Below are 12497 nucleotides of genomic sequence, written 5' to 3' on the forward strand. Positions count from 1 at the left end.
CCGTCGAAACGACAAGACCCGCGGACAATCGCCATCAAGCATCGTCAGGACCAAACAATTGGAGACCCAGGTGTCGGACATGTCACGTGACCCGATAAGCAAGACGTCGGATTCGAGTGACGAGTCGTTGCCGCCCGGATCCGGCACGCCGGTCGCGCGTCTTGACGGTCCTGAAATTCCGCCCCGGAGCCTTGGAAGCCCTCAAGCCGAATTGCCGCAACCGGACATTCTTCTGCCCGCGCCAATCGAACTCGCCGCCGCCGAGCCGCCCAAAACGTCGAAAATCGCGGCGATCATCGTTGCGCTCACCGCGCTGGCGATTGTTGGTCTGTCCTTGTGGTATCTCGTTCAGCCGCAACCATTGCTGCTGCAAGGCGAAGCCGATGCCACGCGCGTCGATATCGCGGCTCGTATCGATGGCAGGGTCGGACAGCGGCCGGTCTCGCGCGGTGACAATGTCACTGCCGGACAATTGCTGGTAGGGATCGACAATCCGGAGCTGTTGACGAAGCTAAACGAGGCGGAGGCGGCGAGAGTCGTCGCCCAAGCAGACTTCACGCGCATCCAGGTCGGCACGCGCGCCGAGGTGGTTGCGGAACGCAAGGCTGAGGTCGCGTCGGCGCAGGCCAATCTGACGCTTGCCCAGCAGACCTATGACAGGGTCAAGCAGGTCACCCAGGGCGGTTTCGAGTCGGTCGCAAAGTTCGATGAGACGACGGCATCGCTGGACGTGGCGAAGCGAACATTGGAGCAAGCAAGCCTCGCTTATCAGGAGGCTGTCGCTGGCGACACAGCCGAGGAGCGCGGCGTGGCACAAGCTGCCGTCGCCAAGGCTGAGGCGGCGATCGCAACCTTGCAGGTGCAAGTCAACGAGATGACCGTCAAAGCGCCGATTACCGGGCAGGTCTATCAGGTCGGCGCGGAGCTTGGCGAATATGTGTCGCCCGGAGTGCCGTTGCTTTCGCTGGTCGACCTCAGCGATATCTGGCTGGGCTTCGATCTCCGCGAGGACCTGATCAAGGGCCTGAAAGTGGGGGACCGGTTCACGGTCAAAATCCCTGCACTCGGTGAGATGCCTGTAACCGTCGAGGTGCGGACCATTGCCACACGTGGCGAGTATGCCGGATGGCGCGCGACACGCGCGACGGGCGACTTCGATCTCAGGACCTTCGAGGTGCGGGCTTATCCGGTCGAAAAGCTCCCCGACCTCAGGCCTGGGATGAGTGCTTACGCCGATTGGAAGGGGGCGCACTGATGCCGAGTATGCGTCGTTTCGGCATTGTCGATGTCGCTCTGCGCGAGGTGGCCTGGATCCGCCGCGACAAGGTCGCCCTGTTGCTTGTCGTCGTCATCCCGTTGATTGCCTTTGCGATCCTTGCCACGACATTCGGCAATGCGGTCATCCGTGATCTTCGGGTCGACGTGGTCGATCAGGATAGGACGAAGACGTCCGAGACCTTCGTGCAGGCGATCAGCTCGGCACCCAGCGTCACTGTGGCGAGACGTTCTTCCGATCTTAATGACGCCATGCATGCGGTGCGCTCCGGCGAGGCCATCGCGGCGGTCTACATTCCTCAGTATCTCGAACGCGACATCACGGCGGGGCGCCGGCCGCAGATCGTGATCTTCTTCAACAAGCAGTTCTTCACGCCCGGCAACGTCGCCTCGAGCTCGCTGCAGGCGGCACTATCGGCAGCCATTGCCGACCTGCCGGCGGGACCACGCACCGCCACCTTCACGCTGGGACCGCTTGTCGTCGAGCAATACGTTCTAACCAATCCCGCGCTGAACTATGTGCAGTTCCTTTTGCGAGCGATCCTGCCGACCGTGCTGCATATTGTGATCGCAATTTCCGCCGGCTATGCGGTCGGCTCCGAGTTCCAGTCGCGCAACATACGGGAATGGCTGGCGACAGCGGGCGACAGCATGCTCATCGCGCTCGTCGGCAAGCTGGCACCTTATTTCGGCATCTTCCTCGTCATGATGGCGGTCGGGCTCGGCATCATTCACGGCATTTTTGAGATACCCTTCCGCGGCGACCCTGTGCTGGTCGCCGCGGGCGCTTGCCTGCTGATCGTTGCCTATTTGTCGTTGGGCGCGCTGCTGCAGCTTCTCGTCAGGAACCTTGCCTTCGGTCTCAGCCTGACCGGCATCATCTGTTCGCCGGCGTTCGGCTTTGCCGGCGTCGGTTTCCCTGTGTTGGCCATGAACATCTTCTCCCGGGCCTGGGGGGCAATGCTGCCGCTGCGCTGGTACATCCAGATCCTGTTCGACCAGGCGGCCCGCGGCGTATCGGCAAGGGATTCCGCCGAGCCTTTCATGATGTTGGGTGGATTGGCAGTCATCTATTTCGGCCTGGCCTGGTTAAGGCTCCGATCCGTTGCTAGGCATCCGCGGCCAAAGCCGATCGAAGCGCCCCAACCGGAAAGGCCGGAAAGGATCGGCATTGTTCAAGCATTCATCGACGAATTTCGCAGGATCATCAGCAACCGCATGGCCTTCGGCCTGATCGTCATGGCGCCTATCGTTTACGGCGTGTTCTACCCGCAACCCTATCTCGGCCAACTGATCAAGGACATCCCCATTGCCGTCGTGGACGGCGATTCCTCCGACGTCAGCCGCACGATTATCCAGGCGGTCAATGCCGATGAAGCGGTGAAGGTGGTGCTTCGACCGACGACGCTGGCCGAAGCGCAGGCAGCGCTCGCACGCCGGGAAGTGTTCGGCATCCTGAGCATCCCGGCGGGAACCGAGCGTGAGATCTTGAAGGGTGATCAGGCCAGACTGCCTGCCTATGTCGATTCAGCTTATTTCCTGCTCTACAACCGAACGCTGCAGGGTATTCAGGAAGGAGTGGGCGCGGTCACGGCGGATCTAGCGGCGCGCAGCGCCCGCCTGGATGGCAGCCTCTACCACGCGGCTCTCGCGCAAAACTCGCCTGTGGAGATTTTGAACCAGCCGCTGTTTAATCCTACCGGTGGTTATGGCAGCTACGTCGTTCCAGCCGCCTTCATGCTGATCTTGCAGCAGACCCGGCTGATGGGCGCGGCCACGGTGGCCGGGGCGGCCTACGAGCAGAGCGGCCGCAGCGCTCGCCGCCGTCGTGGCACCATGTCAGCGGTGATCGGTCAAAGCCTCGCGCATCTGCTGCTTGCGCTGCCGGGCTTGGCGCTGTTCCTCATCGTGCTGCCAAGGGTCTACGGTTTCTCGGCAACCGATCATGTGCTCGACCTGATCGTCCTTGCCATCCCCTTTGTCCTCTCGGTCAGCCTGCTCGGCCAGCTTGTTGGCAACTGGTTCAAGCGGGGCGAAACGGCGGTTCTGCTGTTCGTCGCAATCAGTCTTCCGATCTTCTTTCTCGTCGGCGTCGCATGGCCGTTGGAAGCGATTCCGCCGGTGCTTCGGACAGCCAGCTTTATCCTTCCGAGCACCTTCGGCATCGATGGCCTGGTGCGGGTCAACCAGATGGGAGCGACTTTGACGGACGTCTGGAAAGACTGGATAGGGCTGTGGGTGCTGACAGGCATCTACGCAGTCCTTGCTGTCGCGTCAGCCAGAATTGCCGCGGGTTGGAGGGCATCCGATGCTCACTAGACCGCGACACAGCCTTGCAGTCGTATTGGCTGCGGCAAGCACGATACTATGCAGCGTTTGGCAGGCGTCGGCAGAGCAGGCAAAGCCGCCACCGATCCCCGGCATGGTTCGGCAGACCGAGATTCGCATCGCCCCCGAGACGACGGGACGACTGGCGACGATAGCCGTCATTCCAGGCCAGCGTGTACGCAAGGGCGATCTTCTTGCTGTGCTTGACAACCCGGAGCTGACAGCATCCGTCGGTGAAGCCAAGGCCGCTGCATCGAGCGCCAAGGCACAGCGGGATAAGGTCTATTCGGGCGTACGGGCGGAAGAGGTGGCAATCGCCAACCAGGCCATCCAGACGTCGCAAGCCAACCTTCTGCTCGCCCAGCAACAGTATGACCGCGCATCGGCACTTGCCGGCAAGAACTTCGCCAGCAAACAAACGCTCGACACGAGTTTGGGCTCGCTTGCAAAGGCCAAAGCCGACCTTGATCTCAAACGGGCACAAGCTGCAGAAGCGGAAGCCGGTCCCACCGCCGAGGAGCGCGCTGTAGCCGATGCCCAAGTGGCGCTGGCCGAGGCGACAGTCAGGGATCTCCAGACCCAGTTGGACAAGACCAGACTAACGGCGCCGACGGATGGTACAATAGGCATCCGCGTTGCTGAGCCAGGCGAGATCATTGATCCGGGAAAGCCGGTGATGACGATGGAGGCGGATGGTGAGGCCTGGTTCGCTTTCACGCTGCGTGAAGACGACCTGCACGAAATAACGCTCGGAAAAACGCTGGCGCTGAAGGTTCAGGACGGACGCCAGATCGATGCTCGCGTGACGGAACTGCGTCCATTGGGGGAATTCGCGACTTGGCGCGCGGCGCGCGCCGTCGGCGATCACGATCTGAATTCGTTCCGATTGCGACTTGATCCAAATGGCAATGCCGGAGGGCTCGAGGCTGGCATGACTGTTTGGCTCACCGCCCGACCATAGTCTTCAAGGGGTTGTTGTGTAATGCCGGTCTCGGCGACAGTAAGACCCCCAAACCTGCCGTCGATTTTGCGTGCCAGATTCAAAAGGGCAATCATCCGCGACCTTCCCGTAGAGGTGGTGGATTGGGATGGATCGAAATCATCCAGCAGCTTCGTTGATGCGATCCATTCGGCACCCAGGGTCAAGGTAACGATGCGCTCCTGCAATCTCTGTGAGGCAGAAACGACCGTGCGGTCTGGCAAGGCCATCGCTGCAGTCTACATTCCTGAAAATCTTGAATGGGACATCATCCGCGGGCTGCGTCCGCATGTCACCGTCTTCTTCAACAAGCAGTTCTTCACTACCCGCAGTATGACTTCCAACTCAATTCAGGCGGCGGTCTCAGCCGCTGCCGCCGAGCTTGAGGCAGGCCCGTACAGCGGGTCGCTAACAGCGGGTCCTCTTGTCGTTGAACAATATGTGGCTCCCAATCCCATGGTTAACTACCCACACCTATCTGACATCATCTTGGATCCCATCGTACAGACCGGCCTAGTTGCCACGCTTGGTGCGCTGGTTACGCGCATTCTGCTCCGGAGTCGCCGGACGCTGCGCCTGGTCGGTCAGTCGACATTCTTTTTGGCCCTCACCGGACTGCTGCTGTATCACGGCATCATCCCGTATGAGGTCGATCCGGCCGGTATCTCCAGGGTGCAGCAGGTATTCATCGGCATCGTCAAGGTGATCTGGTGGATCAACGCCGCATGGTCCCTAATAGGCGTGGTCCGCGTATTTCTCATCCTCGAACACCAGCCGCGTGAAGGACGGCTTCTTCAGGAGCTTGTTGTCGGCGTGATCTACGTCGCAGCGATCCTGTCGATCATCGCCTACGTGTTTAATGTTCCGGTCGGCACGCTGATAGCCACATCCGGCGCGGTCGCTATTGTGCTGGGCCTTGCCTTGCAGAGCACACTCGGCGACGTCTTCTCGGGTGTCGCGCTCAACCTCGCCAGGCCCTACGGAATCGGCGACTGGCTTGTGCTGGGCAACGGCATTGAAGGGAAGGTAGTCGAGACGAACTGGCGGGCCACCCATCTTCTGACGGGTACAAACGATTTGGTGGTTGTTCCCAACAGCGACCTCGCAAAAGCAAGGCTGACCAATATCAGCAGTCCCGAGCAGAGCCATGGGGTGGCCCTTACAGTCCGTTTTCGGCCAAGCACCGCTCCATCCACGATGGCCGATGTGATGCGCTCGGTTCTCTTGAGCAGTAATTCGATATTGTCGCAACCGGAACCGAGTGTACAAACAGTGTCGCTGGACGGAGGCGCTGTGGAACTGGAGCTTGCTTTCAGGGTCGCGGACAGGGCCCTCGCCGGCAAGGCAAAGAGCGAAATTTTCGACTTGATCTTCCGTCACGCCAAGGCGGCAGGTCTTACTCTTGCAGCCCCCTTGGAAGCTGTTGGTCCGGCAAACCCGGAACCAAATGGGGTCGAGGTACCGTTCGGTTTCCACACGACACCAAGGCGGCTTCTGGACGCGATCCCGCTGTTTGCTTCATTGACGGAAGATGAAAAGGAAGCACTCGCTTCGACGATGACGCGCCGGACCTTCCGGAAGGGTGAGATCCTTGCGGAGCAGGGCGAGGTGCTGAAGTCGCTTATGATCCTGCGCAGCGGCGTCGTAACCGTAAATCGGCGCGACGGCGAGCGCGAGACGGAACTTGGCCGTCTTGCACCGGGTGACTGCCTCGGCGAAGGCGGTCTTCTAACGGAAGCCGGTGAATTGGGCAGCGTGAAGGCTCTCACCTTCGTAGTCGTCTATGAGATCACACAGAAGGGCTTAGCGCCACTGATGCAAGAACGTCCCGCGATAGCCGACGAACTGGCACTGCTTCTCTCGAAGCGAAACGCATCGGGTCAGCTTCGGCTCGGTGGAGGTGACAGAGCGGACGCGGCGACGACGATGCCGCCGCTGCGGGCGCGCATCAGGCAGTTGTTCAAGCTCTGATCTTGCGGGACCGACAACGGGTTCTGGCGGTCGATGCTTGTTTCATCGCGCAGACTCTGTCGGGTCGGCGGATTACGGAGTGGAGTACGAACGGAGCAGCCGGCGTCAGCGACAGGCTGACCGCAATCTAGGCAGTCATTAAGAGAGCGTGAACGGCAGTCGGATCGTGTCGGCTGGCGTGCTCCCGCGCCTTCTTCAGAGGCGTTTAAAAGTCTTCGTGACGGTTGCACATAGGTAGACGCTGCACGAGCCATACTCGCCCGGCACCCGCGTCGGCACAGCTGTTTGATCGGGACTGCAAGATTGACGATCACGCACGTATAGATCGTAGAGCATCAACTCTTTTACGCCGGGCGAGGGGTGTCGAAGAACAGACCGCTGCTCGAGCTCAAGGGCTGAACCAATCGCATTACATGACATATGCGATACGTCGTGCCGCTCAATCGCTGCTGCGGGTGTGGTGAGAACGCTCATAACAACGAGCGTCGCGATTCCTCTCATAGATGTTCTCCTTTGTGTGGATTTCGATGGCGACGCTTGTTCAGTTCGATGCCCGGACATCGTTAGTTCGGGCGTTCAGTCGCCTGCCGAGAGAGCTTACCGGCACCAACCTGAATTGATTGGTCGGGTTTGCGTCGGCTTGCACGTCTATGCCGGGAATGGCGATATCGCGCCAAGGAATCGATCGGGGATCGAGGATGCTGTTCCTTGCCCCGAATGCGCTTGCCGAAACGGTGGCCGACGACTTCAGCCGTTTCGATTGCGACGCCGATGTATCTGGAGCTTCGCTGAACTGGCCGAGTGGCCAGAAAGATCCTGCGAGAAACGTCAAAAGATCAGATGCTTCCTACAAGCACTGAATCTTGAGACGTGATCAAAATTGAGCATATGGAAACCAGATTTCCCGACACTCTCGATGGAGAGAAGCCATGGCTGACAATCTCAATATGACGTCCGCGCGTTGCGTTATTGACAACGATATTGCCCTGCAGCCAGTTCCCGACCCGCGCTTGTTGCTCGCCTCCATCGTTCACGATTTCAACTTGTTGTTGACGCCGATCGTGTCTGTCCTGGAGGAGATGCAAGGTCGTGGCGCCGGAACGGCGCGGCAACTGAAAAAGATTGACGGAGCCATTTACTGCGCCTTCCGCGCCAAGACGCTCGCACGGCAACTGCTCGACTTTGCGAGCCCCCGGCCAGTCAAGCTTGCAGCGGTCGATATCGGTCGGCTTCTGCAACGGCTCGAGGCGCCGCTTGCAAGTTTGTTGTCGGGGCGCATTCGTCTTGACCTCGACATCGCCGAGCATCTCCCCAAGGCTTTCATTGACCAGCAACTGATCGACCGGGCGTTGCTCAATCTTGTTTTGAATGCCCGCGACGCGATGCCGGAAGGCGGACTTGTGAGGATCGCCGTCGCACAGGATCGCTATCCCACCGGTCGGATGCGAGGCGGCAACCCGATGATCCGCCTGACCATCTCGGACTCCGGCAGCGGAATGGATGAGACCACGCTGAAAATGGCAGGGGAGCCGCACTTCTCGACCAAGACAAATGGAACGGGCCTCGGCCTGGCGACTGTCAGGCAGCTAATGGAACGCCAGGGTGGCGGGCTGTCGATTGCCAGCACGCCTCATCGCGGCACCACCATCGATCTGTGGCTGCCGGTGATGTGAGCCCACGTCGATCCGAACGCCGCAAGCATGTTCCGCTCGCGGCAGATCGGTACAATCAAGATGTGCATCGGCGCGGTATCGCATTGCATGGTCGTCAGATTGGCCAGATGCACAACCCCGGTTAGTCATGAGGTGATGAGCGATGTTGGCTGAGATTGGTCCCTCCGAAATCGCCACGGACGCTGGTGGTTCACACACCAGGCGGCCGCGGGTCGTTATCCTAGGCGCCGGTTTTGCCGGCGTTGCCGCGGCGCGCGCTCTCAAGAGATCCGATGCGGACGTGATTTTGATCGATCGCCGCAATCATCATATCTTCCAACCGCTGCTCTACCAGGTTGCGACCGCGGTGCTGGCACCGTCCGAGATCGCGGCGCCGATCCGGCAGCTGGAGGCAAAGCAGGCCAATTTGGACGTGATGCTTGCCGACGTCGTTGGTGTCGATACGACCCATCGCACGGTCGATACACTTGTTCCCGGGATCGGCATCCGCAAGGTACGATTCGATATCTTGGTCGTCGCCACGGGCACGCGCCCGAGCTATTTCGGTCACGACGAATTCGCAGCGTTTGCACCGGGGATCAAGACCCTCACCGACGCCGAGGTGATTCGAACCAAGATCCTGAGTGCCTTTGAAATGGCCGAGGCGACCGATGACGAGACTGAGCGCGCGCGCCAGATGAATTTTGTGCTCGTCGGCGCCGGACCGACCGGTGTCGAACTTGCGGCATCGATCGCCCAGATGGTGAAGGTCACGCTGCGTGGAAATTTCAGACGGATCGAACCGGCAACCAGCACGATCACCTTGATCGAGGGAGGCGATCGGGTTCTCCCGACCTTTGATCCGTCGCTGTCGAAAAAGGTCGCCAGACACCTTGCCAAGCTCGGCGTCAAAGTCTTGCTCGGCGTCAAGGTCGACCGTGTCGACGCTGAGGGCGTGATTGCGGGAGGCGAAAGAATTCCAAGTGCAACTGTGTTGTGGACGGCCGGCATGGCGGCATCGCCGATCATCCAGATGCTTGGTGCCAAAACGGATCGCGCGGGTAGGGCGCTCGTCGAGCCTTTCCTCAATTTGCCAGGTCAACCCGGCATATTCGTGGTCGGCGACGCGGCGTCCATACAGCAGGATGGAAAGCCCGTACCCGGCGTCGCGCAGGCGGCCATCCAGCAAGGGCGCTATGTGGGCCGACGGATTGCCGACCAGATCACGGGTCGCGAACCGAAGCGGCCGTTTCGTTACCGTGACAAGGGCAATATGGCGGTCGTCGGCAAGAACTTTGCCATCCTGGAGTCTGGTCATCTTAAGACGGCTGGCTTCTTGACCTGGTTCATCTGGGCTTTCGTTCACCTGTTGGCTCTCCCCCAGCTTCAGAACCGTTGGCGGGTCCAATCGCAATGGCTCTGGTCGTATCTGACCGGCCAGCGCAGTTCGCGGCTGATCTCTGAAGCGCCCCGACCAACAACCGTTGCGGTCACCGCGGAAAAAACGACAGCCCCGTAATCCGCCTGGTGAGCCAAAAGCGACGGTCCCTCGCCGTCGCCACGAGGCGGATCGGCTTCGGATAACGTCGTCAACTCAATAGAACGGCCGGATGGTCTTGGCTGGACCTGTCGGATTTGCTCTCGAAGACAATCCTCCAGCTGCAGAGTGATTGTCTCGGTCGAACTGGAGTGGCCTGCGCGACGGCGTTTCGCACGCCGGCCGCCGGCGGTGCCGATTGACCGGGCACCCAAACCATCAGGACGCTTCCATGTACGAGCTTCTGGCCAGTCAGGTTTTCGGAATCGACGGTCTGGTTACCCTATCGAACCTCTTGTTCCTTGTTGCTTATTCCGCGCGAGATGTCCTGAAGCTGCGAATTTTGTCTTTTTTCGGCGAGGCAATAATACTCCCGTATTGGTACTTTCAGCACGAGACACTGTGGGCTCCGCTTTTTTGGAGCATAGCGTTCATGGCCGTGAATGCGGTTCGCATCGTCGCAACCGCCCTGAGCGGCGACCGGTCGTTCTCAGCGAGAGGGAAGAGCGGCTTTATCGCCTGGCCTTCACCTCCGTCGACAAGAAAGAATTCTTGAAATTGATCAACCTTGGCCGATGGGTCGACTGTTTGCCCGGGCACCTCATCCTCGAAAAGGACCGGCCGATCTCCGACGTGACTGTCCTCATTTCCGGCGACGTTGAAGCCATATTTGCCAGTGGTACCAGAATGGCATTCCGCCCCGGTCAACTTATCGGCGACGTCAGCGTCTACAGTGGCCTGGCCAGTCCGGTCGATGTCGTGGCTCGCAGTTATGGAACCTTAGTAAAATGGGACTGGCGGCAATTGGTGGAGTTCATGGCCAGCAGGCCGGCACTCCGCGCCAAGCTCTTGACGCTGGTGAGCGCGGATCTGGCTGCAAAACTCCGTGAAATAACAACGGCAATGTGCGGTCTCGTCCTGGAACAGTCAGCGCCTAGGTAGCGTCGACGGTCGACCTCCCTGGCCGGTTGCCTTTGACTTGCCGTCGAAACAAACAAGCCGGCGCATTCCGATCAAATCGAGCGACGACCGGCACCGTTAAGGTCCTGCTGCAGGCGAATGAAACGCGTTGCTTCGCAGGATCACCGCAATGGCCAAGAAGCCCACGATTGACAATGGTTTTGACCGAGCAACGCTCAGGCTAGTCGCCGACCATCTGGCGATTGGGCTGACTGATCTGCTGTACGACATCCTCCGACTCGCGTCGCGAATGCAGTCAGGAGAGGGGAAGGCTACCAGACCTGAGTACCTCGAGCTTTGTGACCGCGAAGGCCTGGCTGCGACTGCGAGCTGGCGTGCAAACACAAACCGAACCATCTCTATTCTGAGCGTGAGAAGGCATTCGTCCGCGCAGCGCAACAGCGCCACCAGTCATTTCGAAGCCAGTCCCAAGATCGGGCACGGGCGTCCTACCCGCCGCAGGGTTGTCCAAGAGGAAAGGGCGGGCAGAGGCCATAGTCCTGCTCACAATTCATTCCGAGAGATCGGGACAATCGAGCAGGAGAACGACGATGGCAGTGGCAACTGCAACTAAGCAAGACAAGCAGGCGAAGCCTTTGCCGGCGCCGAACAGCGACTTCTACCAGCTCGCCGATCTCCTGGCCCCCGACGAACTCGCGGTGGTCAAGAAGGTTCGGACGTACATGGAAAGCAAGGTCCAGCCAGTCATCAACAAATACTGGTCCGACGACGCGTTTCCCTTCGAACTGCTGCCTTCGTTCAAGGAATTGGGACTGGGCGGCCTTGGATACGAGGGGTACGGCTGCGCCGGCGGGAGCCAGAAACTGTTTGGCTTCGTCGCAATGGAGTTGGCCCGCGTCGACGCATCGTTCTGCACCTTCTTCGGCGTGCACAGCGGCCTCGCCATGGGCTCGATCTATCTCGACGGCTCGGAAGAACAGAAGCAGAAGTGGCTGCCGCCGATGGCGCGCTGGGAAAAGATCGGCTGCTTTGGTCTCACCGAGCCGCTGGTCGGTTCCGGCACGAGCGGCGGACTGACCACGACCGCCAAGCGCGAGGGCGATACCTGGGTCCTCAACGGGCAGAAGCGCTGGATCGGCAACGCGACGTGGTGCGACGTCTCGATCATATGGGCCCGTGACCTCGCCGATAATCAGGTGAAGGGCTTCATCGTCGAGAACAAGACGACGCCCGGATTCAGCGTCGAGAAGATCGAGCACAAGATCGCGCTTAAGGTCGTTCAGAACGGTGTCATCACGCTGAAGGACGTCCGTTTGCCGGAAGCAAACCGCCTGCAGGGTGGCAACTCGTTCCGCGATACTGCCAAGGTGCTGCGGATGACACGCTACATGGTCGGCTGGGCGTCGACCGGTATCCAGATGGGCGCGTTCGAGGCGACCCTGAAGTACACTCAGGAGCGTCTGCAGTTCGGCAAGCCGATCGCTTCGTTCCAGATGGTGCAGGACATCCTCGCCAAGATGCTCGCCAACCTGACCGCGTGCCAGTGCCTGATGGTCCGCTTGGCGCAGATGGATGACGAAGGGAAACTTGCCGACCACCACGCGTCGCTTGCCAAGGCATTCTGCACGTCAAAGTCTCGCGAGACGGTCGCATGGGGGCGTGAACTGCTCGGCGGCAACGGCATCGTTGCAGACTACAATGTCGCGCGCTTCTTCAACGACGCCGAAGCGCTCTACTCATACGAAGGCACATTTCAGATGCAGAATCTGATCGTCGGTAAAGCCATTACCGGCCTTGGCGCATTCGTGTGAGCAGCGGCGAGCCAGGGTCGCTC

9 protein-coding genes are annotated in these 12497 nt (G+C 60.0%); all 9 read left to right on the forward strand.

The features are described from left to right. The first annotated feature begins 79 nt into the window (after positions 1-79). The 9 genes from AC56QQ_RS09665 (at position 80) to AC56QQ_RS09705 (ending at position 12474) form a co-directional block, all read left to right on the forward strand. Positions 80-1255, forward strand: a complete 1176-nt coding sequence (locus AC56QQ_RS09665) for an HlyD family secretion protein (RefSeq protein ID WP_497128922.1) — start codon at positions 80-82, stop codon at positions 1253-1255. Beyond that, the gene (locus AC56QQ_RS09670) at positions 1255-3594 is read left to right on the forward strand and encodes an ABC transporter permease (protein WP_497126679.1); all 2340 of its coding nucleotides are present in this window, start codon (positions 1255-1257) and stop codon (positions 3592-3594) included. Before AC56QQ_RS09665 ends, AC56QQ_RS09670 begins: the two co-directional genes overlap by 1 nt. Before the next feature lie 103 nt (positions 3595-3697). Beyond that, positions 3698-4564, forward strand: coding sequence for an HlyD family secretion protein (locus AC56QQ_RS09675; protein WP_497126681.1), 867 nt, complete (start codon positions 3698-3700; stop codon positions 4562-4564). A 21-nt stretch (positions 4565-4585) separates the two neighbouring features. Then, positions 4586-6553 carry a cyclic nucleotide-binding domain-containing protein gene (locus tag AC56QQ_RS09680; protein ID WP_497126683.1) on the forward strand — a complete coding sequence of 656 codons (1968 nt, stop codon included), beginning with the start codon at positions 4586-4588 and terminating at the stop codon, positions 6551-6553. Positions 6554-7482: 929 nt separating this feature from the next. Beyond that, a complete protein-coding gene (locus AC56QQ_RS09685) occupies positions 7483-8226 on the forward strand; it encodes an ATP-binding protein (RefSeq protein ID WP_497126685.1) in 744 nt (247 codons plus the stop codon). A 142-nt stretch (positions 8227-8368) separates the two neighbouring features. Continuing rightward, on the forward strand, positions 8369-9724 hold the full coding sequence (locus AC56QQ_RS09690) for an NAD(P)/FAD-dependent oxidoreductase (protein ID WP_497126687.1): 1356 nt from the start codon (positions 8369-8371) through the stop codon (positions 9722-9724). Positions 9725-9974: 250 nt separating this feature from the next. Beyond that, positions 9975-10298, forward strand: a complete 324-nt coding sequence (locus tag AC56QQ_RS09695; RefSeq protein WP_497126689.1) for a hypothetical protein — start codon at positions 9975-9977, stop codon at positions 10296-10298. Further along, positions 10295-10684, forward strand: a complete 390-nt coding sequence (locus AC56QQ_RS09700) for a cyclic nucleotide-binding domain-containing protein (RefSeq protein WP_497126691.1) — start codon at positions 10295-10297, stop codon at positions 10682-10684. The genes AC56QQ_RS09695 and AC56QQ_RS09700 overlap by 4 nt, the downstream gene beginning before the upstream one ends. A gap of 569 nt (positions 10685-11253) precedes the next feature. Next, positions 11254-12474, forward strand: coding sequence for an acyl-CoA dehydrogenase family protein (locus AC56QQ_RS09705; RefSeq protein WP_497126693.1), 1221 nt, complete (start codon positions 11254-11256; stop codon positions 12472-12474). The last annotated feature ends 23 nt before the right edge of the window (positions 12475-12497 follow it).

It is taken from the genome of Mesorhizobium sp. RCAM 05099, assembly GCF_059683685.1.